General features: G+C 71.4%; 23 protein-coding genes. 9 read left to right on the forward strand and 14 right to left on the reverse strand.

Features of this window, described 5'->3' with window-relative positions:
* Nucleotides 1–112 precede the first annotated feature (112 nt).
* Nucleotides 113–574: a MaoC family dehydratase gene (locus tag ACIBW9_RS29355; RefSeq protein WP_398960049.1), complete on the forward strand. Its 462-nt coding sequence runs from the start codon at nucleotides 113–115 to the stop codon at nucleotides 572–574.
* Nucleotides 575–591: 17 nt separating this feature from the next.
* Here the strand turns inward: ACIBW9_RS29355 and ACIBW9_RS29360 are convergent, their stop codons facing one another.
* The 3 genes from ACIBW9_RS29360 to ACIBW9_RS29370 form a co-directional block, all read right to left on the reverse strand.
* Nucleotides 592–1,215, reverse strand: a complete 624-nt coding sequence (locus ACIBW9_RS29360) for a TetR family transcriptional regulator (RefSeq protein WP_398960050.1) — start codon at nucleotides 1,213–1,215, stop codon at nucleotides 592–594.
* 71 nt (nucleotides 1,216–1,286) lie between these two features.
* Nucleotides 1,287–1,532, reverse strand: a complete 246-nt coding sequence (locus ACIBW9_RS29365; RefSeq protein ID WP_398960051.1) for a YiaA/YiaB family inner membrane protein — start codon at nucleotides 1,530–1,532, stop codon at nucleotides 1,287–1,289.
* A 61-nt stretch (nucleotides 1,533–1,593) separates the two neighbouring features.
* Complete coding sequence (locus ACIBW9_RS29370; protein ID WP_398960052.1) at nucleotides 1,594–2,745, reverse strand: acyl-CoA dehydrogenase family protein; 1,152 nt, start codon at nucleotides 2,743–2,745, stop codon at nucleotides 1,594–1,596.
* A 70-nt stretch (nucleotides 2,746–2,815) separates the two neighbouring features.
* Here ACIBW9_RS29370 and ACIBW9_RS29375 point away from each other — a divergent pair, with 70 nt between their 5' ends.
* From ACIBW9_RS29375 to ACIBW9_RS29385, 3 genes are all read left to right on the forward strand, one after another.
* Nucleotides 2,816–3,466, forward strand: coding sequence for a TetR/AcrR family transcriptional regulator (locus tag ACIBW9_RS29375; RefSeq protein WP_398960053.1), 651 nt, complete (start codon nucleotides 2,816–2,818; stop codon nucleotides 3,464–3,466).
* A gap of 32 nt (nucleotides 3,467–3,498) precedes the next feature.
* Nucleotides 3,499–4,221: an ArsR/SmtB family transcription factor gene (locus ACIBW9_RS29380; protein ID WP_398960054.1), complete on the forward strand. Its 723-nt coding sequence runs from the start codon at nucleotides 3,499–3,501 to the stop codon at nucleotides 4,219–4,221.
* A gap of 73 nt (nucleotides 4,222–4,294) precedes the next feature.
* Entirely contained in the window at nucleotides 4,295–5,245 is a 951-nt protein-coding gene (locus ACIBW9_RS29385) for a DMT family transporter (protein ID WP_398960163.1), read from the forward strand.
* On the opposite strand, the gene ACIBW9_RS29390 is transcribed toward ACIBW9_RS29385, so the two are convergent.
* The 10 genes from ACIBW9_RS29390 to ACIBW9_RS29435 all read right to left on the reverse strand — a co-directional run bounded on the left by ACIBW9_RS29390 (nucleotide 5,242) and on the right by ACIBW9_RS29435 (nucleotide 17,377).
* On the reverse strand, nucleotides 5,242–6,324 hold the full coding sequence (locus ACIBW9_RS29390; RefSeq protein ID WP_398960055.1) for a zinc-binding dehydrogenase: 1,083 nt from the start codon (nucleotides 6,322–6,324) through the stop codon (nucleotides 5,242–5,244). The two genes, ACIBW9_RS29385 and ACIBW9_RS29390, sit on opposite strands and share 4 nt — an antisense overlap.
* Nucleotides 6,325–6,335: 11 nt before the next feature.
* Nucleotides 6,336–7,724 (reverse strand): aldehyde dehydrogenase family protein, encoded by a 1,389-nt coding sequence (locus ACIBW9_RS29395; RefSeq protein WP_398960056.1) that lies wholly within the window; start codon nucleotides 7,722–7,724, stop codon nucleotides 6,336–6,338.
* A gap of 145 nt (nucleotides 7,725–7,869) precedes the next feature.
* A complete protein-coding gene (locus ACIBW9_RS29400; RefSeq protein WP_398960057.1) occupies nucleotides 7,870–9,216 on the reverse strand; it encodes an ABC transporter ATP-binding protein in 1,347 nt (448 codons plus the stop codon).
* 192 nt (nucleotides 9,217–9,408) lie between these two features.
* Entirely contained in the window at nucleotides 9,409–10,056 is a 648-nt protein-coding gene (locus tag ACIBW9_RS29405) for a class F sortase (protein WP_398960058.1), read from the reverse strand.
* A gap of 136 nt (nucleotides 10,057–10,192) precedes the next feature.
* Entirely contained in the window at nucleotides 10,193–10,837 is a 645-nt protein-coding gene (locus tag ACIBW9_RS29410; RefSeq protein WP_398960059.1) for a hypothetical protein, read from the reverse strand.
* 102 nt (nucleotides 10,838–10,939) lie between these two features.
* On the reverse strand, nucleotides 10,940–12,184 hold the full coding sequence (locus ACIBW9_RS29415; RefSeq protein WP_398960060.1) for an MFS transporter: 1,245 nt from the start codon (nucleotides 12,182–12,184) through the stop codon (nucleotides 10,940–10,942).
* A 53-nt stretch (nucleotides 12,185–12,237) separates the two neighbouring features.
* Nucleotides 12,238–13,644, reverse strand: coding sequence for a CitMHS family transporter (locus tag ACIBW9_RS29420; protein ID WP_398960061.1), 1,407 nt, complete (start codon nucleotides 13,642–13,644; stop codon nucleotides 12,238–12,240).
* A 134-nt stretch (nucleotides 13,645–13,778) separates the two neighbouring features.
* Complete coding sequence (locus ACIBW9_RS29425; RefSeq protein WP_398960062.1) at nucleotides 13,779–16,031, reverse strand: molybdopterin oxidoreductase family protein; 2,253 nt, start codon at nucleotides 16,029–16,031, stop codon at nucleotides 13,779–13,781.
* A gap of 126 nt (nucleotides 16,032–16,157) precedes the next feature.
* The gene (locus ACIBW9_RS29430; RefSeq protein ID WP_398960063.1) at nucleotides 16,158–16,775 is read right to left on the reverse strand and encodes a TetR family transcriptional regulator; all 618 of its coding nucleotides are present in this window, start codon (nucleotides 16,773–16,775) and stop codon (nucleotides 16,158–16,160) included.
* On the reverse strand, nucleotides 16,772–17,377 hold the full coding sequence (locus tag ACIBW9_RS29435) for a hypothetical protein (RefSeq protein WP_398960064.1): 606 nt from the start codon (nucleotides 17,375–17,377) through the stop codon (nucleotides 16,772–16,774). The genes ACIBW9_RS29430 and ACIBW9_RS29435 overlap by 4 nt, the downstream gene beginning before the upstream one ends.
* A gap of 178 nt (nucleotides 17,378–17,555) precedes the next feature.
* Between ACIBW9_RS29435 and hmgA the strand changes: the two genes are divergently transcribed.
* The 3 genes from hmgA to ACIBW9_RS29450 are packed head-to-tail and all read left to right on the forward strand — an operon-like array spanning nucleotide 17,556 to nucleotide 20,859.
* Entirely contained in the window at nucleotides 17,556–18,881 is a 1,326-nt protein-coding gene (gene hmgA, locus ACIBW9_RS29440; RefSeq protein WP_398960065.1) for a homogentisate 1,2-dioxygenase, read from the forward strand.
* Between the two features lie 27 nt (nucleotides 18,882–18,908).
* Complete coding sequence (locus tag ACIBW9_RS29445; protein ID WP_398960066.1) at nucleotides 18,909–19,658, forward strand: GntR family transcriptional regulator; 750 nt, start codon at nucleotides 18,909–18,911, stop codon at nucleotides 19,656–19,658.
* 40 nt (nucleotides 19,659–19,698) lie between these two features.
* Entirely contained in the window at nucleotides 19,699–20,859 is a 1,161-nt protein-coding gene (locus ACIBW9_RS29450; RefSeq protein ID WP_398960067.1) for a type ISP restriction/modification enzyme, read from the forward strand.
* Between the two features lie 10 nt (nucleotides 20,860–20,869).
* Here ACIBW9_RS29450 and ACIBW9_RS29455 read toward each other — a convergent pair whose 3' ends face one another.
* Nucleotides 20,870–21,583, reverse strand: coding sequence for a TetR/AcrR family transcriptional regulator (locus tag ACIBW9_RS29455; protein WP_398960068.1), 714 nt, complete (start codon nucleotides 21,581–21,583; stop codon nucleotides 20,870–20,872).
* A 63-nt stretch (nucleotides 21,584–21,646) separates the two neighbouring features.
* Between ACIBW9_RS29455 and ACIBW9_RS29460 the strand changes: the two genes are divergently transcribed.
* Together ACIBW9_RS29460 and ACIBW9_RS29465 are read left to right on the forward strand one after the other, a co-directional pair.
* Nucleotides 21,647–22,594 (forward strand): ATP-binding cassette domain-containing protein, encoded by a 948-nt coding sequence (locus tag ACIBW9_RS29460; RefSeq protein ID WP_398960069.1) that lies wholly within the window; start codon nucleotides 21,647–21,649, stop codon nucleotides 22,592–22,594.
* Nucleotides 22,591–23,373: an ABC transporter permease gene (locus tag ACIBW9_RS29465; RefSeq protein WP_398960070.1), complete on the forward strand. Its 783-nt coding sequence runs from the start codon at nucleotides 22,591–22,593 to the stop codon at nucleotides 23,371–23,373. Before ACIBW9_RS29460 ends, ACIBW9_RS29465 begins: the two co-directional genes overlap by 4 nt.
* Nucleotides 23,374–23,486 lie beyond the last annotated feature (113 nt).

The following is a 23,486-nucleotide window of genomic DNA, read 5'->3' on the forward strand; positions in this document are numbered from 1 at the left end:
GTACCGGGCCGCCGTCCGTTGACATTGGTTTCCCGTAGGACCATGCTAAGCAGTTGCTTAGACATAGTGTTCATGATGTTCAGGACATGAGCGAGGCATGGGAGGCCGGGACATGGCAGAGCCGAGGATCTTCACGTCCGCCGACGAGCTGAAGGCGGCGGTGGGCGAGCAGCTGGGGTACACCGACTGGCTGGAGATCGACCAGAAGCGGATCGATCTGTTCGCGGAGGCCACCGGCGACCACCAGTGGATCCACGTCGACCCGGAGAAGGCCGCGGCGGGTCCCTTCGGGACGACGATCGCGCACGGCTATCTCACCCTGTCGCTGCTGCCGCTCTTCGGCCCTCAGCTGATCAGCGTCGAGGGCGTGAAGATGGGCGTCAACTACGGAACCAACAAGGTCCGTTTCCCGGCCCCCGTACCGGTCGGCTCGCGCCTGCGTGCCACCGGCAGGATCAGCAGCGTCGAGGACGTCCCGGGCGGGGTCCAGCTGGCCGTCGCCTACACCGTGGAGCGCGAGGGCGGGGACAAGCCGGTCTGCGTGGCCGAGTCGGTGGCCCGCTTCTACGTCTGAGCGGTGGCCCCGGCGGGCTACTTGACCCCCACCATGCGCAGCACGAGGTCGGCGTCGAGCGCGCCGACCTCGTCGGGCGTCCAGGGTCCGTCGACGTTGAACCAGCGGGCGACGTCGATGCAGAGCGACATGACGGCGAGGGTGGTGCCCTTGACGTCCAGCACGTCGAACTCGCCGGACGCGATGCCGTCCTCGATGATCCCGCGCACCTCGGCGTCGCACTGCCGGCGCAGCGCGAGGATCTCCTCGCGGGCGTCCGGGCCGAGCGAGTCCAGCTCGTACTGCACGACCCGGGCGGTGGTACGGCCGCCCGCGTGCCAGCGGACGAAGGAGCTCACCGCGTCGGCGAGCCGCTCGGTCGCGGTGCCCTCGCGCCGGGCCGCCGTCCGCAGGATCTCCAGGGCCTTCTCGTGCCCGATCCGGCTGATCCGGTGGAGCAGCTCTTCCTTGGTCTTGTAGTGGATGTAGAGCGCGGCGGGGCTCATGCCGGCGCGGCCCGCGATGTCACGGGTCGTCGTGGCGTGGTACCCGCGCTCGGCGAAGGCCTCCACCGCGGCGATCAGCAGCCGTCGGGCCGCGTCGGGCGTGACCTCGCCCCACGCGGACGTCTCGCCACCGGTCGTCTCCTCCGCCGTACTCATCGCTCATTACCCCTCTCACCGACAGAGCCCCACCATACCGCCGAAGGTGAGCGAGCGCTTAGAGTGGCCGCTCAGAGCTTCTCGAAGGGGTGGTACGCCCGCTCCGCCGCCTCCTGCCGGTCGCGGATCACCTTGGCGAGGGTGAAGGCGGAGGTGACCAGGTACAGCACCGCGATCGCGAGGAAAGCCCGCACCCAGGCGTCGGCGTTCAGCCGGAAGATGCCGATGGCGGTCGCGGCCATGGCGATCGCGAAGGAGGCGACGGCCTGGCCGTAGAAGGCGGCGGTGTTCTGCTGCTTGCCGGATGTGTCACTCATGGGGACAAGCGTCGGCGGATGTGGCCGGTACCACATCCGCCGAGATACTCAGCTCAGGTACTCAGAACGCCGAAACCCCCGTCAGGGCACGCCCGATGAGCAGTTTCTGGATCTGGCTGGTGCCCTCGTAGAGGGTCATCACGCGGGCGTCGCGCAGCAGCTTGCCCGCCGGGTACTCGTCGATGTAGCCGTAGCCGCCGAAGACCTGGAGGGCGTTGTTGGCGGCGCGGACCGCGGCCTCCGAGGCGAAGAGCTTGGCCTTGGAGGACTCGACGGCGAAGGGCCGGCCGCGGTCGATCAGGTCGGCGACCCGCCAGGTCAGCAGCCGGGCCGCGTCCACGTCGACGGCGATGTCGCTGATCAGCTCCTGTACGAGCTGGTGATGGGCGATGGACCTGCCGAACTGCTCGCGCTCGCCCGCGTACCGCACCGCCGCGTCCAGCGCGGCCTGGGCTATGCCCACACAGCCCGCCGCGACCGACATCCGCCCCTTGGCGAGGGCCGACATGGCGACCGAGAAGCCCTTGCCCTCGGGACCCAGCATCGCGGAGGCGGGCACGCGGACGTCCTCCAGGACCAGTTCGGCGGTCGCCTGGCCACGCAGGCCGAGCTTGCCGTGGATGGTGCGGCGGGTGAGACCGGGAGTGTCGGCCGGCACGAGGAAGGCGGAGACGCCCTTGTGGCCGGGGGCGTCGGTGGAGCGGGCGAACAGCAGCACCACATCGGCCCAGGTGCCGTTCGTGATGAACATCTTGCCGCCGTTGATGACGTACTCGTCTCCGTCGCGCACCGCGCGCGTGGACAGGTTGCCGGCGTCTGAGCCGGTGCCCGGCTCGGTGAGGCCGAAGCAGCCTACGTACTCGCCGGAGGTGAGCCCGGGCAGCCACTGCCGCTTCTGGTCCTCGCTCCCCCAGGCGGCGATCGTCTTGGCGACCAGCCCGAGCGACACGGACACGATGCCGCGCACGGAGGAGTCGCCGCGCCCGAGCTCCTCCGTGACCAGGCAGTACGCGAGGTGGTCGCCGCCCGAGCCGCCGTACCCCTCGTCGACGGTCAGCCCGAGGAAGCCGACCTCGCCGAGCTTCTTCACGATCGACCGGTCGACCTCCTCCGCGCGGTCCCAGGCGATGGCGTTCGGGGCGATCTCGCGGTCCACGAAGTCCCTGGCGAGCCGCCGGACGGCTTCCTGCTCGTCACTGAGCTCCAGATTCATGACCGGTCACCCCACTCGAGATCCTGCACATTTAAATTAGCACTGCTAGTTTCGGTTGCGCAGCCCTACTATGTGCGCCATGGCCCGACCGCGCAAGCCCTTGCTCAGCACCGACCGCATCGTCGAGACGGCACGTGCGCTGGTGGACGCGGAGGGCCTCGCGGCCGTCTCCACGCGTCGGCTCGCCGCGGAACTGGGGGTGAGCGGGCCCTCGCTCTACAACCACTTCCGCACCAAGGACGAGATCCTGGAGGCGGTCGCCGACTCGGTGAGCGCGCAGGTCGACCTGTCGATGTTCGAGGACGGCCGCGAGTGGCGCACCGCGCTGCACGACTGGGCCGTCTCCTACCGGGCCGCGCTGCGCGACCACCCCAACATCGTCCCGGTGCTCGCCACGGGCCCGGGGCGCCGTCCGGCCGGACTGCGCCTCGCGGACGCCGTCTACGGCGCGATGGTGCGCGCGGGCTGGCCGCCGGCGCAGGCCACCTCCATCGGCGCGCTGATGCGGTACTTCATCATGGGCTCCGCGCTCGGCTCCTTCGCCGGGGGTTTCGTGGACGACCAGAGCGCTTACGACCCCGCCGACTACCCGCACCTCGGCCAGGCGCATCTGCTCGCCGAGCAGCAGGAGAAGATCGACGAGCGGGCCTTCGAGACGGGGCTCACGGCGCTGCTCGACGGTCTTGTGCGGCAGTTCGAGCAGGTGGAGCGGGCCGGCTAGCAGTTCGGCGGCCGCCGAAGTGTCCGTGTCCCATGCTGGGGTGCATGACCACCAGAGAACCCCGGGCAGCACGGCTGGCCCGTCTCGCCGGGCTGATCGCCGACGAGACGCGGGCCAGCTGTCTGCTGGCGCTGCTGGACGGACGGGCCTGGACCGCGAGTGAGCTGGCGCGGCATGCGGGGGTCGCCGCGTCGACGCTGAGCGAACATCTGGGCAAGCTCGTCGCGGGCGGCCTGCTCGCGGAGGAACGGCAGGGCCGGCATCGGTATGTGCGGCTCGCCGATGCGGGGGTCGCGCAACTGGTGGAGGATCTGGCCGCGCAGGTCGGGCCGGGGGATGCCGTACGGCCTCGCGGGCTGCGGGAGTCGAGCGCCGGGTCGGCGATGGCGCGGGGGCGGACCTGTTACGACCATCTGGCGGGACGGCTTGGGATCGCGGTGACGGATGCGATGACCCTGCGGGGGCTGTTGCGGCAGGACACGGGGTTCGCGCTCACGGACACCGGTGTGGAGTGGTTCGGTGCCGTCGGCATCGCACTCGACCGCAAGGGGCGGCGTCCGTTGGCCCGGGCCTGCCTCGACTGGACGGAACGTCGGCCACATCTCGCGGGGATCGCAGGCGCGGCCCTGTGCCGCCACGCCTTGGAGGAAGGCTGGTGCGTGCGCATCGGCTCCGAGCGGGCGGTCAGGGTGACCGCGGCAGGCGAGCAGGCGTTGGCCGAACTTCTGGGGATCGAGACAACGGCGTTGCGGTGAGCGCCCCGAAGCGGCGCGGCGTCCGAAATCCGCGAGCTCTCACCCCCTGCCATTACCTAGCCTCTGGAGCATGATGACCTCCCGTCGTACCGACCTGCTCGCCCCCGCCGCGGCCGCGGTCACCGTCTTTTTGTGGGCCTCCGCCTTTGTGGCGATCCGTAGTGCGGGTGCCGCGTACTCGCCCGGGGCATTGGCACTCGGTCGGTTGCTGTCCGGGGCGCTGGTGCTCGGGGTGATGCTGGTCGTACGCGGGGAAGGGTTGCCGCCCCGAGGCGCCTGGCGGGGGATCGCGATATCCGGGGTGCTCTGGTTCGGGTTCTACATGGTCGTCCTGAACTGGGGGGAGCAACAGGTCGACGCCGGTACCGCCGCGCTGGTGGTGAACATCGGGCCCATCCTCATCGCCCTGCTCGGTGCGCGGCTGCTGGGGGATCCGATGCCGCCACGGCTGCTGGCGGGGATGGCGGTGTCGTTCGCGGGGGCGGTGACCGTCGGGCTGTCGATGTCGGGGGGCGGCGGGTCGTCGGTGCTCGGGGTGGTGCTGTGTCTGCTTGCGGCGGTCGGCTATGCGGCGGGAGTCGTCGCGCAGAAGCCCGCTCTGGCGAAGGCCAGTGCGCTGCAGGTGACGACGTTCGGGTGTCTCGTCGGGGCGGTGGGGTGTCTGCCGTTCGCCTGGCAGCTGGTGAGCGAGGCGGCCCACGCGCCGGTGTCCTCGACGCTCAACATGGTGTACCTGGGCGTGTTTCCGACCGCGCTCGCCTTCACCACCTGGGCGTACGCCCTGGCTCGTACGACCGCCAGCCGGATGGGGGCGACCACGTACGCGGTGCCCGCGCTGGTCGTGCTGATGTCGTGGCTGGCGCTCGGCGAGGTGCCGGGGCTGCTCACGCTGGGCGGCGGCGCGCTGTGCCTGGCGGGTGTGGCGGTCTCGCGGTCGCGGCCGCGGGCCACGGCCGTGCGGGCCGCGGCGCCGGAGAGCACTCCGGAGCCGCAGCCCGAGGCCGCCTCGGAATCAGCCGGCTAGAAGACCACGAGCGCCCGGCCGCCCTTGCCCGCCAGCATGTTCTCGAAGGCGGCCGGGATGCCGTCCAGGCCGATCCGTTCGGTCACCAGGGCGCCCAGTTCCAGGCGGCCCGCCCGTACGTGTTCGGCCAGTAGGGGAACGTCCTTCGCCGGGTTCGAGTTGCCGTACACGCAGCCCGCCAGCGTCCTGCCCCAGTGGAAGATCTCCAGGGCGTTGAAGGTGACCTGCTGGTCCTTGCCGCCGATGCCGACCACCGTCGTGCGGCCGCCGCGGCGGGTGGAGTCCCAGGCCGTGCGGATGGTGGACGCGCGGCCCACGCATTCGATCGCCACGTCCACGCCTTGCTTGTCCGTCAGCCCGCGGATCTCGCGGGCCGTCGTGTCGGAGGCGATGACGTAGTCGGTGGCGCCGGCGCCGCGCGCCAGCTCCTCCTTCTCCGCGGAGACGTCGACGGCGACGATCCGTGCGGCGCCCGCGATCCGGGCCGCCTGGAGTGCGGCCAGGCCCACTCCCCCGACGCCGTACACCGCCACCGTCTCGCCCTCCCGGACCTGCGCCGAGTGGTGGACGGCGCCGTAGCCGGTGAGCACCGCACAGCCCAGGAGGGCCGCGTCCGTGAGGGGGATGCCCTCCGGGAGGGGCAGGACGCAGCCCGCCGACACGACCGTCTCCTCGGCGAACGCGGCGACGTTCAGGCCGGGGTGGAGGTCGGAGCCGTCGGAGGAACGGTGGGCGTAGACGTCCGCGGCGCCGTTCAGGGCGTTGGCGCACAGCCACACCTCGCCGAGCGTGCAGGCGTGGCAACCACCGCAGGAAGGCGCCCAGTTGAGGACGACCTCGGCGCCGGGCGAGACATGCGTGACGCCTTCGCCCACGGCGACGACCGTACCGGCGCCCTCGTGGCCGAGGACGGCGGGGACCGGCACCCGCATGGTGCCGTTGGACAGGGACAGGTCGGAGTGGCACACGCCGGCGGCGGCGAGACGGACCCGGACCTGGCCGGGGCCGGGGTCCGGGAGGTCGATGCCGGTGATCTCCAGCGGGGCGCCCACGGCGGGAAGGACTGCTGCGCGAACCATGGATGCGCTCCTCAGAACTGCAGGGACTTGGTCTGGAGGTACTCGGCGAGGCCGTGCGTGCCGAGTTCACGGCCGACGCCCGACTGCTTGTAACCGCCGAAGGGGGCAAGCGGGTTGAAGCGGCCGCCGTTGATGTCGACCTGGCCGGTGTCCATCCGGCGCGCGAAGGCGACCGCCTCGCTCTCGTCGCCCGCCCAGACGGCGCCCGCGAGGCCGTAGACCGTGCCGTTGGCGATGCGCAGGGCGTCCTCCTCGTCCTCGTAGCGGAGGATGGCGAGGACCGGGCCGAAGATCTCCTCCTGGGCGATGGTCATCTCGGGGGTGACGTCGGCGAAGACCGTCGGGGAGACGAAGTAGCCCTGCTCGCGCGGGGGTTCGGCGCCTCCGGCCACCAGCCGCGCGCCCTCCGCCACGCCCTTCTCGATGTAACCGCGCACCCGCGCCTGCTGCTTGGCGTTGACCACCGGGCCGATACGGTCGCCGTACTTGGCGGCTGAGCCGGCGGCGAGTCCGACCGCCTCCTCGTACTGGTCCCGGTGGACGAGCATGCGGGTCCAGGCGCTGCAGGTCTGGCCGGAGTTGGACATGACGTTGGCGACACCGACGTTGACCGCCTTGGCGAGGTCGGCGCTCGGCAGGATGACGTTGGCGGACTTGCCGCCCAGCTCCAGGGCGACCTTCTTGATCGCGGCGCCCGCCGTCGCGCCGATGTGCCGGCCGACGGCGGTGGAGCCGGTGAAGGAGACCAGGTCGACGCCCGGGTGCTCGGCGAGAGCCTGGCCCGCGACCGGGCCGTGGCCGGTGACCAGGTTGAAGACACCCGCGGGGACGCCCGCCTCATGGACCGCCTCGGCGAAGAGCTGGGCGGTGAGCGGGGTGTCCTCGGCGGGCTTCAGGACCACCGTGCAGCCCGCCGCGAGGGCCGGGGCGACCTTGGCGACGATCTGGTGCAGGGGGTAGTTCCAGGGCGTGATCGCGCCGACCACGCCGACCGGTTCCAGATAGACGGTCGAGTTCCCGGCCTTCTCCTCGAAGGCGTACGTCGCCGCCAGCTCGGCGTACGAGCCCGCGACCGCGATGGGCACGGCCGCGTGCACGTTCTGCGAGAACGGCAGCGGCGAGCCGAGCTCGGCGGTGACGGTCTCGGCGATCTCGTCCTTGCGGGCGACGAGGACGTCCCTCAGCGCGGCCAGCCGGGCGGCCCGCTCGGCGGGCGGCGTCGCGGCCCAGGCGGGGAAGGCGGCGCGAGCGGCCCGTACGGCGGTGTCCACGTCCGCCGCCGTACCCGCGGGGACCTGGCCGATCACCTGCTCGTCGACGGGATTCACGACATCGATCACGTCCTGACCTGCGGCGGGCCGCCAGGCGCCGTCGATGTACAGGCCGTCGTGTGCCTTCATGCTGCTCCTCCGGGGCGGGGTGCGTCGTCCGCGTGACAACCTACCGACAGCCACACAAACTAGCGCCGGTAGTTTTCAACCGCCAGACCGACACCGCCCAAAGGGGCGCACCCGCAGACGCCCGACACCCCCTCCCGGCACCCCGTCAGGCGTCCAAATCCGGCAACCGCGCAGGCGCCGGACAGATCCGCTCCCCACGCTGGTCGAAGACAAACAGATGGGCGATGTCGACGAGCAGCGGCACGTGCATGCCATGCCGCAGCTCGATGTCGGGCGTGGTCCGCACCACCAGATCGCCCGGCAGGCGGGCCCCGGTCGACGCGCCGCCGGCCGGGTCGCCGTCACCGGGGTCGTCCATGACCACCACAGGCCCGGCCCGGAGGGCCCCCGCCCGGTCCCGCAGACGTTCCAGCACGGTCGGGCCGCCCTCCCGGCGACGGCGCCGGGACGGGCGCGAGCCCGGCCGCGGCGCCTCCAGCTCCGGCACGACGGCGGGCTGGGAGCCGGTGTTGAAGTGCACGAGGATCTCGTGACCCTGGAACTCCACATGCTCCACCAGGCCGGTGAGCGGCACTTCGCCCGGCCGGGCGGAGGAGTGCTTGGCGATGCGTACGGCCTCCGAGCGCAGCCCGACGATCACCTCCCGGCCCTGCTGCACCCGCAGCAACTGGTGGTCCAGACAGAGCGGTTCGGGCAGCCGCAGATACTGCTTGCCGAGGCTGATGGTCATCGCGCCGTCGAGCGGGGCGCGGACCAGGCCGCGCAGCAGGTTGATGCGCGGGGTGCCGATGAAGGCGGCGACGAAGACGTTGCGGGGCAGGGCGTACACCGTGCGCGGGGTGTCCAGTTGCTGCAGCACCCCGCCGCGCAGTACGGCGACCCGGTCGCCGAGCGACATGGCCTCGGCCTGGTCGTGGGTGACGTAGACGGTGGTGACGCCCAACTCCCGGGTGAGCTTGGAGATTTCGGCGCGCAGATGGTTGCGGAGCTTGGCGTCCAGGTTGGACAGCGGCTCGTCCATCAGGAAGACCGAGGGGTGGCGGGCGATGGCGCGGCCCATGGCGACGCGCTGGCGTTCGCCGCCGGAGAGCTGGCTGGGGAAGCGGTCGAGGAGGTCATCGATGCCGAGCATCCGGGCGGTGGCGTCCACGCGCGGTCGCGGGTCCTCGCCGGGGTTCTCCACGCGCAGCGGGAAGCCGATGTTGCCGCGGCTGGTCATGTTCGGGTACAGGGCGAAGTTCTGGAACACCATCGCCATGTTCCGCTCGGACGGGAGCAGTTCGTTCGCGTGCTCGCCGTCCAGCAGCAGCCGGCCCTCCGTGATCTCCTCCAGCCCGGCGATCATTCTGAGCACGGTGGACTTGCCGCAGCCGGACGGCCCGAGCAGCACGAGGAATTCGCCGGGGTGGATGTCCAGCGACAGCCGGTCCACCACGCGAACGCCTCGCGCATAGGTCTTGCTCACGTCCTGCAGAGAGATGGCGCGTGTCATGGCACTGCCCCCGGGGGCGTACTGAGCGAGTCCTGAGGCTCCGCGGTCGAACGGCCCGTACGGGTCGCACGGGCTGTGAGTCACGGAAGTTAACGGACCGTACGCGCTCCAGGGAAGACACGTGACGCAATCCGGTGCTGCGTTCCGCCCAGTGAGAAAGCGGACGCGGAGGTGCGATGGCGCCTCCCCGGGTCAGCGGGTCGCCGTCAGATGCGCGAACACGACGACGTTGCTGCTGTAGCCGGTCCTGCGGGTGAACAGGCCGCCGCAGGTCAGCACCCGCAGCTCGGGGCGTGGACTCGGGCCGTACACCTCCTTGTCGGGGAAGCGGTCCTTGTCGAAGACCCGTACGCGGTCCACGGTGTAGACGGCGATGCGGCCGTCGGCGCGCCGGACCTCGATCCGCGCCCCGCGGTGCACCTGTGCGAGGGCGGCGAAGACCGCGGCGCCGGTCCTCGTGTCGCGGTGGCCGACGGCGATGGCGGTGCCGGTCTCACCCGGTGCGGGCCCGTCCTGGTACCAGCCGACGAGCCTCGGCCTGTCGAGCGGCGGGGTCTCCAGCTGCCGGTCGGCTCCCACCCGCACCCCGATGACCGGCGCGTCGATGCCCAGGGACGGTACGCGCAGGGCGGCCGCCGGTGACCGGGGCAGTGGCGGCGGCGGTGGGGCCGGTGGTGCGGGCGCGGGCGGCTCGGAGGCCCGGGGGCGCCCGTCGACGGGGCCGGGGGCCGGTTCGGCGGGCGCCTCGACGCGCGCCGGGGCCTCGGCCCGGACGGACTCGGTCGGGTGGTGGTGATGCCCCCCGCACCGGAAGACCGTCACCAGGGCGGCCACGATCATGGCCGTCCTGGTGAGGCGGTAGGCGCGGGTCCGGTGCCAGGGCCTGCGTCGTCTGCGCGCGGGAGCCGCCCGGCGAACCGTGCCGGCGCCGTGGGGTCTGGCACGCGTTCCCCCGGCGGGGGGCGCCGGACAGCTCCTACTCGGCACCGTGGGAGCGGCGGCGCAGCAGCGTCCGGACGTAGACGGCTCCGCCGACGGCGACCAGTCCGACGCCTCCGGCCGCGCTCAGCGGGGTGTACGCCTGCATGGTGTCGACGAGGCCGCCGCCACCGGCGTGGACGCCGCCCTTCGGCCCGTGGTCCTCGATGGTGTGGCTCGGGCCCGCCTGCCCCCGGTCGTGCCTGCCGTGGCAGTCGACGGAGAAGACCTTCTCCTTCGGCGCGACGGGCGGTGTGGGCGGCGTGGTCGGCGGAATGGTCCACTGGAGGGTGTATCTGCCGTCGGCCAGCCCCAGGATGTCGGTGTGCCCGGCGCCGCCGGCCAGGGAGATCGTGCCGCTCACGGTGGCCGCGGTGGGCAGCGGGGGCTGAGCCGTGATGGTGTAGGACACGGACGTCAGGTCGCCGAAGTTCACGGCGTCGAGGTAGAACCGGCAGACAACGGGATCGTCCTTGGAGACGCCGTAGGGCACTCGCTCACTGTGGATCCTGATGTCGGCACCGTCACCCGGGGCGGCAAGAGCGGCGGAGGTCGCGGACCAGGAGGCCCCGGCCGCGATGAGTACGGTGAGGGCCGCGGCTCCCAGACGGGCGCCTGCGGACGGGGGCAGCAAGGTGGGCATGGACGTTCCTCCGAGTCAGACGATTTTCATACAAATCGCTCTTTCATCTGACTCTCTTTCACATCCGCCCGGCGTGTTGCGGCAGCACCACCCGACTCGCCGTCAGATATCCCTCGACCGGCGCAAAGGAGCGTCGGCCGGGCGCCCGCCCGGAGCTCCCCCGGCCACCTGACCGCCGCCGGGAGCGGTGGGTGCACGCAGGGCACTGCCCGCCGAGAACAGCAGCAGGGCCCCGAGCATCACGAAGGGCGCCGCCACGCCCGCGGCCCCCGCGACCATACCCGCGGCGGCCGGCGCGGCCACCTGGCCGAGCCGGTTGCCGGTCAGCCGCAGGGCGAGGGCCGTGGAGCGGGCGCCGTCCGGGGCCGCCTGGACGACGGTCGTCATGGACAGCGGCTGCCCGACGCCCAGGCAGAACCCGAGGGCGGCCAGCACCAGGCCGAGCGCCCACACCGGCATCGGGAGCGCGATCCCGGCGCACAGCACGGCCGCCAGCAGGCAGGTCACGGTGAGCAGCAGCGGGCGGCCGAGCAGCCGCAGCAGCGGGGTGAGGGCGAGCCGGCAGGCGATGGTGGCGCCCGCGCGCAGGCTGAGCAGGACACCGATCACCGAGGGCGCGATGCCCCGGTGCTCGCCGACCACCGGGAGATAGGCGGTGAGGATGTCGGTGGCGGACAGCACGGAGAGGCTGATGAGCATGCCCGCCGGTACGCCCGGGGCGCGCAGGATGCTGCCGACCGGGACGTGATCGCCCTGTGCGGTACGGGACTTGACGGCCGTACGGTCCTCGATGCGCCACAGCGAGGTGAACGCGACCGCGGCTCCCGCACCGGCCGCCACGAGGGCCAGCGCGCTGGTGCCCGCCATGTCCGGGCCGCCGATCAGTGCGCCCGCCGCGATCGGGCCGACCAGCTGGCCGAGCGAGACACCGATGGTGAAGTGGCCGAAGTTGCGGTCCTGTTCGTGCGGGGCGGACTGGCGGGCGACGAGCGACTGGGCGCCGATCACGAAGCAGAGGTGGCCGAGGCCCATCACCCCGCTCCAGACCGCCATCGCCCAGAGGGAGCCCGCGAGTCCGCTGAGCGCGCAGCCGCCCGCTGTCAGGACCACGCCGACCGGCAGCAGGGGTGCGCAGCGGCCGCGGTCGGTACGGCGGCCCAGCGGTACCGCGGCGAAGAGCGGCAACAGGGCGTACACGCCCGCGATGACGCCGACCGCCCGCTCGTCGGCGCCCAGCGCGAGGGCCCGGTAGGAGACGGCGGGCCGGGCCATCGACACCGCCCCCTGCGTGAAGCCGAAGGCGATGACGAGACGGAGCAGCCAGCCGCGGTTCCTACCGGGCCCCATGTGCGGATCCTCCTGAATTCCCTCGGGGAAGCCGAAATCCGTTGTCCGGACGGTCAGATGATGCCGAAGAGGATCCCTGCCCCGAGGACCACGAGTGATGTGAGCGCGGCCCACTTGACCACGAACCTGGTGTGGTCGCCGAACTCCACCTTGGCCATGCCGACCAGGACGTACACGGCCGGGACGAGCGGGCTGGACATGTGCAGCGGCTGGCCGATGAGGGAGGCGCGGGCGATCTCCAGGCTCGAGACGCCGTGGGCCTGACCGGCCTCGGCGAGTACGGGGAGGATGCCGAAGTAGAAGCCGTCGTTCGACATGAAGTACGTCAGCGGGATGCTGAGGATGCCGGTGACGAAGGCCATGTGCGGGCCCATCCCGTCGGGGATGTTGTCCACCAGCCACTTGGCCATGCTGTTGACCATCCCGGTGCCCTGGAGGACGCCGGTGAAGACGGCGGCGGCGAAGACCATGCCGGAGACGTTGAGGACGTTCTCCGCGTGGGCACCGAGACGGGCCTTCTGGTCGGGCATGTGGGGGAAGTTGACGGTCAGCGCCAGGGCCGCGCCGAGCAGGAACAGCACCGGGATCGGCAGCCACTCCATGATCATGGCGGTGAGCAGGGCCACCGTGAGCAGCGCGTTGAACCAGTACAGCTTCGGGCGCAGGGTGGGCCGGTCGGGGTCGAGGCCCTGGAGGCCGTCGTCCTCGTCCGCGGGGAGGTCCGCGTCGGTGCGGGAGCCGCCGGTGGCACGCTTGGCGTCCTTGCCGGAACCGGCGCCGGAGCCCGCGCCCACCAGGACCGTCTCGGTCTCCTTCTCCTCGACCAGCACCTCGTCCAGCGTCAGCACTCCGAGCCGCTTGCGCTCGCGGCGCCCGAGCACGTACGAGAGACCGAAGACGAACAGCAGGCCCATGGCGAGCGCCGGGATCATCGGGACGAAGATGTCGCTCGCGTCGAGCTTCAGCGCGGTGGCGGCGCGGGCGGTCGGGCCGCCCCACGGCAGGGTGTTCATCACGCCGTTGGCCATGGCGGCGACACCGGTCATCACGACCAGGCTCATCTTCAGGCGCTTGTACAGCGGGTACATCGCCGAGACGGTGATCATGAAGGTGGTCGAGCCGTCGCCGTCGAGCGACACGATCGCGGCGAGGACGGCCGTACCGACGACGATCCTGAGCGGGTCTGCCTTGCAGAACTTCAGGATTCCCCGAACGATCGGGTCGAAGAGGCCGACGTCGATCATCACACCGAAGTAGACGATCGCGAACATGAGCATCGCCGCGGTGGGCGCGAGGCTGGTGACGCCGTCGATGACGTAGTCGCCGAGCTTGGCGCCCTTACCGACGAAGACACAGAACAGTGCCGGGATCAGCACGAGCGCCGCGATCGGCGACATCTTCTTCAGCATGATCAGGACCAGGAAGGTCGCGATCATGGCGAAGCCGAGGATGGTCAGCATGAGTGGATACCTAACGTTCGCCCTTGAACATCCCACCGGGCAGGCGGTGCGAGGAACGTTAGGTCCGTTCAAACAGCGTTAACAAGACGTTGATGTGTGAGCAATAAGCGCGAAACTGCAGGTCACGGCTTTGCTCAGGTCACAGGGCTGAGCTTTTCGGTCACGGCGGCGATTTCCACCGGCACTCCGTTGAGGACCGCGTTGCCCGACAGCGGATCGAGCAGGCTGCCGTCAAGGAGCTGGTTGACGTTGACGCCGGGGTCGGTGGCGGCATGGCTCAACCTGGTGCCGGGCCGGTCGTGGCCCCAGCCGTGCGGCAGGCTCACCACGCCGGGACGCACGGCGTCCGTGACCTCGGCGGGGGCGGTCACCTCTCCCCCGGCACCCTTCACGCGTACGGCAGCCCCGTCCCGCACGCCGAGCCGCTCGGCGTCCTCGGGGTGGATGTGCAGCGTGCAGCGGTTCGTGCCGCCGGTGAGGGCCGGGACGTTGTGCATCCAGCTGTTGTTGGAGCGCAGATGCCGGCGGCCGACGAGGACGAGTTCGTCCGGGAGCCGGTCCAGGGCCGCCCGCAGCCGCGGCAGATCGTCCGCGATCGGCTGCGGCAGCAGCTCGACCCTGCCGCTCCTGGTCTTCAGCGGCTGCGGCAGCCGCGACCGCAGCGGACCGAGGTCGATGCCGTGCGGATGCGCGAGCAGCCGCTCCAGGCTCAGTCCGTCCGGTCGTACGCCGAAGCCGTCGCCGTAGGGGCCGAGGCGCAGCATCATGTCGAGCCGCCGCTCGGGGCCGCTCACCCCCGTGAGCTGGGCGGCGAGTTCCTTGGGGTCGCGGCCGTGCACGGGCGAGAACGGCTCCTTGACCGCCTTGCCGAGAGTCTGCCCGATGACCAGCTCGTCGACGGCGGACGGGTCGGCGCCGTGCATGCCGGTGACGGCCAGGATCAGCCGGGCGAAGATCTCGGTCTCGGGCAGGCGGCCGGGCTCCAGGGGGACGGCGGGGCGGGTGTAGCGGACCTGGTTGCGTACGGCGAGGGTGTTGAACGCGAAGTCGTGGTGCGGGCTCTGCGAGGGCGGGGGCGGCGGCAGGACGACGGTGGCGTGGCGCGTGGTCTCGTTCAGGTACGGGTCGATGCTGACCATGAAGTCCAGGGAGTCCAGGGCCTTGTCGAGGCGGTCGCCGTCGGGCGCCGAGAGCACGGGGTTGGCGGCGGAGGTGATGAGGGCGCGGATCGGCACGCCCTCGTCGGTCGCGGTGTCGATCTCCTCGGCGAGCGCCGAGAGCGGCAACTCGCCCTTCGCCTCCGGGTGCCCGCTCACCCGTGAGTGCCAGCGGGCGAGCGTGAAGCCGTGGCTCGGTCCTGCCGGGCGGGGTGTGCGGTCGGTGGCCGCCTGCGGGAAGAGGGCGCCGCCGGGGCGGTCGAGGTTGCCGGTGAGGGCATTGAGGACGTCGACGAGCCAGCTGGCCAGGGTGCCGTGCGGGACGGTGCAGCTGCCGATGCGGCCGTACACGGCGGCGGTGGGGGCGACGGCGAGTTCGCGGGCGAGGGTGCGGATGGTGGGGGCGTCCACGTCGCAGGCTCCGGCGACGGCTTCGGGGCTGAAGTCCTGTATCGCCGCGCGCAGTTCGTCCAGGCCCTGCAGGTGCGGGGTCAACTCCCCGGTGTCGACGAGGCCTTCCTCGAACAGGACGTACGCCATCGCCGCGAGGAGCAGGGCGTCGGTGCCGGGGCGGATCGCGATGTGGCGGTCGGCGAGCTTTGCGGTGCGGGTGCGGCGCGGGTCGATGACGGTGAGGTGGCCGCCGCGCGCCTTGAGGGCCTTGAGCTTGCCGGGGAAGTCGGCGGCGGTGCACAGACTCCCGTTGGACTCCAGGGGGTTGGCGCCGATCAGCAGCAGATGGTCGGTGTGGTCCAGGTCCGGCACCGGGATGGCGTTGGCGTCGCCGTAGAGCAGTCCGCTGGAGACGTGCTTGGGCATCTGGTCGACCGTGGACGCGGTGAAGACACTGCGGGTGCCGAGACCGGCGAGCAGCACCGGCGGGTAGAGGGCGCCCGCCATGGTGTGCACGTTGGGGTTGCCGAGGACGACTCCGACGGAGTTCGGGCCGTAGCGCTCGACGAGCGGCCGGATGCCGGCGGCGACCGCGTCGAAGGCCTCCTCCCAGGTGGCCTCGCGCAGCTCGCCGTCCTTGCGCACGAGCGGCGTGCGCAGCCGGTCGGGGTCGCCGTCGACGGCGCCGAAGGAGGCGCCCTTGGGACAGATGAACCCTTTGCTGAACACGTCCTCGCGGTCACCGCGGGCGCCGGTGACACGGGTGCCCTCGATGGTGAGGGTCAGCCCGCAGGTGGCCTCGCACAGAGGGCAGATTCGCAGGGCGGTGCGGGACACGGGTCCTCCCGGTGGCGGCGACGGTGACGCTCGTACTGTGCGCCGAGCATACCGACCGGTATGCACGCAGGGGAGACCTCTTGGGGAGTGAGGTCGGGAATCCGCGGGCCGCCGCCCTGCGGGATCTCAGTCCAGCACGCGCGCCAGATACGCCCGCAGCAGCTCCCGCGCCTCCTCGATGATCTTCTCGTCGCCCTCGGGGGCCACCCGGAAGGCCAGGTGGACCAGGGTGTCGGCGGTCTCCACGGCGATCAGGAAGGTGCGGCGCAGATCGTCGTCCGGCTCCCGGTCGAGGTAGCCGGAGAGCAGATCGGTGAGACGGTCGGCCACTCGGGTGTTGGGTTCCGCGCTGCGGGCGCCGACCGGGATCTGGTTGCCGAAGTCGACGAGGGAGAAGCCGGGCGCGGTGCGCTTCATGGCCAGGTACTCGTCGAGGACGGCGTCCATCGCCAAGCGCCAGCCGCCGTCTTCGGCCGACTTCAGCCGCTCGGTGACCTGCTCGGTGAAGCGCTCGAGGTTGCGTTGGGCGAGGGCGTCGGCCATCTGCCGCTTGTTGCCGAAGAAGCGGTAGACCGAGCCGATGGGGACCCCGGCGCGCAGGGCCACCGCCCGGGTGCTCAGGTCGTCGTAGCCGACCTCGTCGAGGAGGTCGGCGCAGGCGTCGAGGATCCTGGTGAGGCGTTCGGCACTGCGCCGCTGCACAGGCGCTCGGCGTAGCGATGTCGCGTGGGGCACAGGCTTCATGATGCCGTTCCGGAGCGCTCCGGTGAACCTCGCCCCCCGGCACGCACATAGGTGCCGGATACACCGAGTGCGGTCGCCCCCGGAGTGACACCGGGTGCGCCCGCCGCCTCCGAGGCCGTGATGTCGGCCGTGCTCTCCACGGGGCGGCCCTGCACGGCCCATACGGTGCCGTCGTCGGCGTACAGCCGGGCGGTGACGTGGTGCGTGCCGCGTGGCACGAACCTGGCCGGGAGGCGGCAGGTGAGGCCGCGGAGCCGGGCGACCAGCCGGTCGTCGACGAAGACGTACGCGAGACCGCGGCCGGCGGTCGCGCGCGACTTCGCACCGGGCGGCGAGAAGCGGAAGTGGTGGACGGTCAGATGCACGTCCCAGGTGTTGCCGGAGTCCGGCTGCACCTCGATCCCGACCTCCGGCGCGCCCTTCTTCTTCACTTCCCGGTAGTGCCGCCCCTGCTTGTCCGTGTGGTCCAGGAGCTTGCCGACCGGCGAGATCGAATCGCCGTTCTTCCCCTCGTGCGCATCACTGGAGCCGCAGCTCACGGATCCGGTCAACAGCAGGACACAGACCGCGAGCGCGGCTGGAAGACCCCGCGTCCACGACATGCCCGGGAGACTAGAACACCCCTCTGACACTCGGATCCCCCTGGAGTCTGGTTCTCGTTCGTCCCTGATGAGGAGCCCGGGTACCCCTTGCGCCCGCGAAACCGCAATCCTACGGTGATGCATAGGAATCAGAGGCAGCGATCTGCATCTGTCTGCATCAGTCCGCAAGGGAGCGACGATGAGCGGGGACGCGCGCAAGACGGCCGAGGGGCTGGCCTATCTCTCCGGTTTCGGCAACGAGCACAGCTCTGAGGCCGTGCCCGGTGCCCTGCCCGAGGGCCGCAACGCGCCACAGCGCGCGCCGCTCGGGCTGTACGCGGAACAGCTCAGCGGTACGGCGTTCACCGAGCCGCGGGCCCACAACCGCCGCTCCTGGCTCTACCGCATCCGCCCGTCGGCCGCGCACCCGGCCTTCACGCGCACGGGCAACGGCGCGATCCGCACCGCCCCGTTCACCGAGTCGGTGCCCGACCCGAACCGCCTGCGCTGGAACCCGCTGCCCGAGCCCCCGGCCGGGACGGACTTCCTGGCCGGACTGTGGACCCTCGGCGGCAACGGTGACGCCACCCAGCGCACCGGCATGGCCGTGCACCTGTACCACGCCAACTCCTCGATGGAGCGCGTCTTCAGCGACGCGGACGGCGAGCTGCTGGTCGTCCCGGAGCGCGGCGGGCTGCTGCTGCGCACCGAGTTCGGGCTGCTGCATGTGGAGCCGGGACATGTGGCGCTGATTCCTCGTGGGGTGCGCTTCCGTGTGGAACTGCTGGATGACTCCGCCCGCGGTTATGTGTGCGAGAACTACGGCGCACCCTTCCACCTCCCCGACCTGGGCCCGATCGGCGCCAACGGCCTCGCCAACGCCCGCGACTTCCGGGCCCCCGTCGCCGCGTACGAGGACGTGGAGGGCCCGGTGGAGGTGGTGAACAAGTTCTGCGGCAACCTCTGGACGGCCGTCTACGACCACTCGCCGCTCGACGTGGTCGCCTGGCACGGCAACCATGTCCCGTACGTCTACGACCTGCGCCGTTTCAACGTCATCGGCAGCATCTCCTACGACCACCCCGACCCGTCGATCTTCACGGTGCTGACGTCCCCGTCCGACACCCCGGGCCTGGCCGGTGTCGACTTCGTCGTCTTCGCGCCGCGCTGGCTGGTGGGCGAGGACACCTTCCGGCCGCCGTACTTCCACCGCAACGTGATGAGCGAGTACATGGGCCTGATCGAGGGCGCCTACGACGCGAAGACCGCCGGTCCAGGGGGCTTTGTGCCGGGCGGCGGTTCGCTGCACACCATGATGTCGGCGCACGGTCCGGACCGGGAGACCTTCGACCGGGCGAGCGCGGCCGAGCTGAAGCCGCAGAAGGTGGACGACGGGCTGGCGTTCATGTTCGAGACCCGCTGGCCGGTGACGCTCACCCCGCAGGCCGCGGGCGCGGAGCACCTCCAGCAGCGCTACGACGACGTGTGGCAGGGCCTCGAACGGCATTTCCGCCCGTTGCACTGATCGCGTACGACCGGTACGGATAGGCCCGTGACCTCCTTCGCTCCGGACTCGATCGTCCTGAACCGCAAGCTGCCGCTCTGGTACCAGGTGTCGCAGTCCCTGCGCGCCTCGATACTGGGCCGCTCACCCCAGGACCCCCTGCGGCTGCCCACCGAGGAGCAGCTGGCGGGGCACTACGGGGTGAGCGTGCTGACCATGCGGCAGGCGCTGAAGGAGCTGGAGGACGAGGGCCTGATCACGCGCCACCGCCGCCGGGGCACGTTCATCGAGCCCGACGCCCTGAGGGGTGCCCCGGTGCGGCTGCTCGGCTCGGTGGACGCGATCGTGGCCCAGCAGTCCGGGATGGTGACGGAGCTGCTGGACCACGGCAGCGCGCCCGTGCCGCCCGAACTCGCCGAGTACTTCCCCGAGAGGGGCGAGGTGGCCATGTACCACCGGCTGCGCAGCGACGAGAAGACGGGCGAGCCGACCAACCACGCCCGCAACTGGGTCCGTCCCGAACTGGCCGCCCGCTTCGACCCCGCCGACCTGGTGCGCCGGCCGATGACCAAGGTGCTGCGGGACATCGTCCGGGCGGACATCAGCCGTATCACGGACACCGTGGAGGCCCGCCTGGCCGACCCGGAGACGGCCCGTCTGCTCCAAGTCCCGCTGCTCAGCCCGATCCTGCACTACACGGGCGTCACGTACGACAGGGACGGACGCGTCCTGGACGTGGCCGTCATCCACTACCGCGGCGACCGCTTCTCCTTCACGGTCACCCTGGACGCCACATGACGTCACCGGCCCCCGATGCCTGTCGGTGGAAGGCCGTACGATGCCCAGCGTGACGCACGACGACGCTCCGCTGCTCGCGGACCTCATGCCGTGGTCCGTCGCACCGCCGCGGCTCGGCCGGGGGTGGCCGACGGGCCCCGACGCCGCATCCCTCAAAGCCCGCTGGGACGCCCTGATGAAGGCCGAGGGCCCGGACCGCGAGGCCCTGTTCGAGCCGACCCGCTCACGCACCCTGCGCTCGGCGGTCGGCCAGCTGCCGGGCCAGTCGAGCGGCACCGGGAAACTGATCCACGCGTCGGGCCCCTGTCCCGAACCGGTACGCGTCCTGCTCGCCCCCTTCGACGAACAGTGGCTGATCCCCGACCACCGCCTGATCGACACGGCCCGCCCCGAGCTGTGGCGGGTGGCGGACGAGCACCAGGTCTTCGTCGCCGAGACGCCCACGGACGGCACCGGTCCGCACCTGATGGCCACCTCCCACCTCCCCCTTCTGCGCCCCGGCCGCATCCGCCCCCTCTACCGCCGCCCCGGCGGCACGGAACCCAACCTGACCCCCGGCCTGCTGGACCACCTGAGCACCCGCCTCGGCCACTCCCCCACCCCGCCGGACCTCCTCGCCTGGACCCTGGCGGCGGTCCGCCCGGACCTGACGGTCCCCCTCACCGAGGACGCCGAACTCTGGTCGCACGGCGTGGAGTTGGGCCGCCGCCTCCTCTGGCTGATGCGCCGCAACGGCGACCGCCCCAGACTGCCGGGAGGCCGCCGGCCCTACGTCCGCGCGCCACTGCCCTCCCGCCCCCTCACGATCGCCTACGACCGCGACGAGGAGACCCTGCTCCTCGACGAGGGCCGCATCTCCCCGGTGCCACCGGAGGCCTGGGACTTCGAGGCGTCCGGAGTCCGGGTCCTGGAGCAGTGGTTCACGACCCGGACGACAGAGGCCGAGACGGGGACGCTGGCCGCGATCCGTCCGCCGACATGGCCGCAGACCTGGACCTCGGAACTGCTGGAGCTGGTCACGGTATTGGCCTTGTTGGCCGAACTGCGGCCACAGCTGGAGGAGTTGACGGTGACGGCACTTATCACGGCATCCGACCTGCACAAGGCGGGGGTGCTCCCGGTCCCGGAGGCGGCACGGAGACCCGCCTCGGTCTTCGACCACCACGAGGAAGGCCCGGAAGGACAGTTCGCGTTGCTGTAAGAGCTGGTGCTCACCCCCGCGGCGCAAACGCATCCACCAGCCGCTCCACCATGAGCTCAAAGGCCCCCTCAAGATCAATCGGCCCCGAGTCCTCGGTGAACGCCGCAGCCATCCGCGGATACTCCCCGCCTGCCAGAACACCCCCCAGATAAGCGATCCGCACCGCGCTCTCCTCCTCCGCCGACCACGGCAACGACCTCGTCCGCTCGGCGGCAGCCAACTCCGTGGCGACATACGACGTCACACACCCGTTCAACATGCCGACGAGCTGCATCTTCATGCCGTAGCGCGCATCGAGCGGATCCAGGCAGGCCAGACAGTGCTCCAGATACCGCAGTGCGTTCGGGCTGAACCCGTACACCGGTGACATCAGCCGCGTCAGCCACGGATGCCGGTGCATCAACGCCCGCGTCTGCTGGGCGACCCGGCGCATGTCGCCCCGCCAGTCCCCCGACGGCTCCCACAGCTCGTGCTCGCCGCTGATCGCGTCCACCATCAGCTCGTACAGGTCCTCCTTGCGGGGGACGTAGTTGTACAGCGACATGGTCCCGCAGCCCAGCTCGGCCGCGACGTGCCGCATGGACACCGCGTCCAGGCCGCCCTCGTCGGCGATCTTCACCGCCGCCGCCGCGATGTCGGCACGGGTATGGGCCGGCCTCGGCCCCCGGCCCGCCCGCTCGGGACGCGCCCAGATCACTTCGGGTACCGCCGCTCGGCCCGCCATCGATCATCACCTCGCCCCCCATCCTAGTTACGTACACCGTACGTAGTGCGCTATGGTCGAGCCATGACTTCTACGTACGCTGTACTTAGTGAAGGTCTGGAGAAGAGGTTCGGTGAGGTGCACGCGGTGCGCGGGCTGGATCTCGCGGTGGCCCGGGGCACGGTCTGCGGTGTCCTCGGGCCGAACGGAGCGGGCAAGACGACGGCCGTACGGCTCTTGACGACGCTGCTGCGGCCGGACGCGGGCTCGGCCCGGATCGCGGGGCACGACCTCGTCAGGGAGCCCGCAGCCGTCCGGCGCAGGATCGGCGTCACCGGGCAGTACGCGTCGGTCGACGGCGACCTCACGGGCCGCGAGAACCTGCGGCTGTTCGCGCGGCTGCACCGGGTGCGGGCGCCGGGGCAGCGGGCCGACGAGCTCCTCGAGCGGTTCGGGCTGGCCGAGGCCGCCGGCCGGACGGCGTCGACGTACTCCGGCGGGATGCGCCGCCGACTGGACCTGGCGGTGAGCCTGCTCCGCCGGCCCGAGGTGCTGTTCCTGGACGAGCCGACGACGGGGCTCGACCCGGCCAGCCGCAATCTGATCTGGACAGCCGTGCGCGAGCTCACCGACGACGGCACGACGGTGCTGCTGACCACGCAGTACCTGGAGGAGGCCGACCGACTCGCCGACGACATCGCCCTGGTGGACCGCGGGCGGGTGGCGCACACGGGCTCGCCGGCCCAGTTCAAGGCGCTCATCGGGGCCCATGTCGAGGTCGTCGTCGCGGACGCCGACCTGTTGGTGAAGGCGGCCGGGGTGCTCGACCAACTCGCGGGCGCCGAGCCGTCGTTCGACCGAGAGCGCAACGCCGTCGGCGCGGTCACCAGGGACCGGACGCTCACCCTGCCCCGCCTGGTGCGCGAACTCGACGCGGCGGGCGTGCCGTTGCTCGACGCGAGCCTGCGGCAGCCGACGCTCGACGAGGCCTTCATCCGACTGACGACCGACATCAAGGAGCCCGCAGCATGAGCACGTTGGCGTACGACGGCCTCGCGATGGTCGGCCGGCAGCTGCGGCGGGTCCGCAACAGTCCCGGGCTGGCGATCCTCACCCAGGTGATGCCGATCAACATGCTGCTGTTCTTCGGCTACGTCTTCGGCAGCGCCCTCGCGATGCCCGGCCGCGAGTACCGGTCCTTCCTGGTGCCGGGGCTGCTGGTCGCGACGGCTGCGGGCGGGCTGATGACCGGCATGTTCCAGGCGGCCGCCGACTCGCACCGCGGCGTGATGGACCGCTTCCGTACGATGCCGGTGAGCCGGGCCGCGGTGCCGCTCGGACAGGCGGCGGCCGACCTCGTGGTCACGGCGATCGGGACGGTGCCGCTGCTCCTGGTCGGCCTCGCGGTGGGGTGGCGGGTCGAGGGAAGCCCACTGGAAGTGGCGGCCGCCGTGGCACTGTTGCTGCTGTTCCGCTTCGCCTGCACGTCGGTCGGGATCTTCCTCGGACTGCTGACCCGCAGCGAGGACGCGGCCGGGCAGCTCGGCGCCTCGACCTTCGTTCTGCCGCTGCTGTCGAACGCGTACATCCCGACCGAGGGGCTCGCGGGCTGGCTCCGGACCCTCGCCGAGTGGAATCCGATCAGCGCGGTGACCACAGCACTGCGAGGCCTGTTCGGGAACGCTCCGGTGCCGCTGGATGCCGCCTGGCCGGTGGCGCATCCGATCGCCGGGTCACTGGGGTGGTGCGTGGCCCTGATCGCGGTCTTCATGCCGCTCGCGGTACGGAGGTACACGCACGGGGGCCGGTGATCTCAAAGGCTGCTACGGGCCGCTGTCTTCGGTGCGGAGCGGGTGGGACACACCGAAGACGCCGCCCATGGCGGGACATGCCCGAGCAGGGGCTGCGAGCCGGTGCACCACTG

It is taken from the genome of Streptomyces sp. NPDC049541 (assembly GCF_044465725.1).
Taxonomy (GTDB): domain Bacteria; phylum Actinomycetota; class Actinomycetes; order Streptomycetales; family Streptomycetaceae; genus Streptomyces.

Bases quoted from the DNA above. Each gene is read 5' to 3' on its own strand.
- ACIBW9_RS29355 (WP_398960049.1), top strand. From the start codon at position 113: ATGGCAGAGCCGAGGATCTTCACGTCCGCCGACGAGCTGAAGGCGGCG.
- ACIBW9_RS29360 (WP_398960050.1), bottom strand. From the start codon at position 1,215: ATGAGTACGGCGGAGGAGACGACCGGTGGCGAGACGTCCGCGTGGGGC.
- ACIBW9_RS29365 (WP_398960051.1), bottom strand. From the start codon at position 1,532: ATGAGTGACACATCCGGCAAGCAGCAGAACACCGCCGCCTTCTACGGC.
- ACIBW9_RS29370 (WP_398960052.1), bottom strand. From the start codon at position 2,745: ATGAATCTGGAGCTCAGTGACGAGCAGGAAGCCGTCCGGCGGCTCGCC.
- ACIBW9_RS29375 (WP_398960053.1), top strand. From the start codon at position 2,816: ATGTGCGCCATGGCCCGACCGCGCAAGCCCTTGCTCAGCACCGACCGC.
- ACIBW9_RS29380 (WP_398960054.1), top strand. From the start codon at position 3,499: ATGCTGGGGTGCATGACCACCAGAGAACCCCGGGCAGCACGGCTGGCC.
- ACIBW9_RS29385 (WP_398960163.1), top strand. From the start codon at position 4,295: ATGACCTCCCGTCGTACCGACCTGCTCGCCCCCGCCGCGGCCGCGGTC.
- ACIBW9_RS29390 (WP_398960055.1), bottom strand. From the start codon at position 6,324: ATGGTTCGCGCAGCAGTCCTTCCCGCCGTGGGCGCCCCGCTGGAGATC.
- ACIBW9_RS29395 (WP_398960056.1), bottom strand. From the start codon at position 7,724: ATGAAGGCACACGACGGCCTGTACATCGACGGCGCCTGGCGGCCCGCC.
- ACIBW9_RS29400 (WP_398960057.1), bottom strand. From the start codon at position 9,216: ATGACACGCGCCATCTCTCTGCAGGACGTGAGCAAGACCTATGCGCGA.
- ACIBW9_RS29405 (WP_398960058.1), bottom strand. From the start codon at position 10,056: ATGATCGTGGCCGCCCTGGTGACGGTCTTCCGGTGCGGGGGGCATCAC.
- ACIBW9_RS29410 (WP_398960059.1), bottom strand. From the start codon at position 10,837: ATGCCCACCTTGCTGCCCCCGTCCGCAGGCGCCCGTCTGGGAGCCGCG.
- ACIBW9_RS29415 (WP_398960060.1), bottom strand. From the start codon at position 12,184: ATGGGGCCCGGTAGGAACCGCGGCTGGCTGCTCCGTCTCGTCATCGCC.
- ACIBW9_RS29420 (WP_398960061.1), bottom strand. From the start codon at position 13,644: ATGCTGACCATCCTCGGCTTCGCCATGATCGCGACCTTCCTGGTCCTG.
- ACIBW9_RS29430 (WP_398960063.1), bottom strand. From the start codon at position 16,775: ATGAAGCCTGTGCCCCACGCGACATCGCTACGCCGAGCGCCTGTGCAG.
- ACIBW9_RS29435 (WP_398960064.1), bottom strand. From the start codon at position 17,377: ATGTCGTGGACGCGGGGTCTTCCAGCCGCGCTCGCGGTCTGTGTCCTG.
- hmgA (WP_398960065.1), top strand. From the start codon at position 17,556: ATGAGCGGGGACGCGCGCAAGACGGCCGAGGGGCTGGCCTATCTCTCC.
- ACIBW9_RS29450 (WP_398960067.1), top strand. From the start codon at position 19,699: ATGCCCAGCGTGACGCACGACGACGCTCCGCTGCTCGCGGACCTCATG.
- ACIBW9_RS29455 (WP_398960068.1), bottom strand. From the start codon at position 21,583: ATGGCGGGCCGAGCGGCGGTACCCGAAGTGATCTGGGCGCGTCCCGAG.
- ACIBW9_RS29460 (WP_398960069.1), top strand. From the start codon at position 21,647: ATGACTTCTACGTACGCTGTACTTAGTGAAGGTCTGGAGAAGAGGTTC.
- ACIBW9_RS29465 (WP_398960070.1), top strand. From the start codon at position 22,591: ATGAGCACGTTGGCGTACGACGGCCTCGCGATGGTCGGCCGGCAGCTG.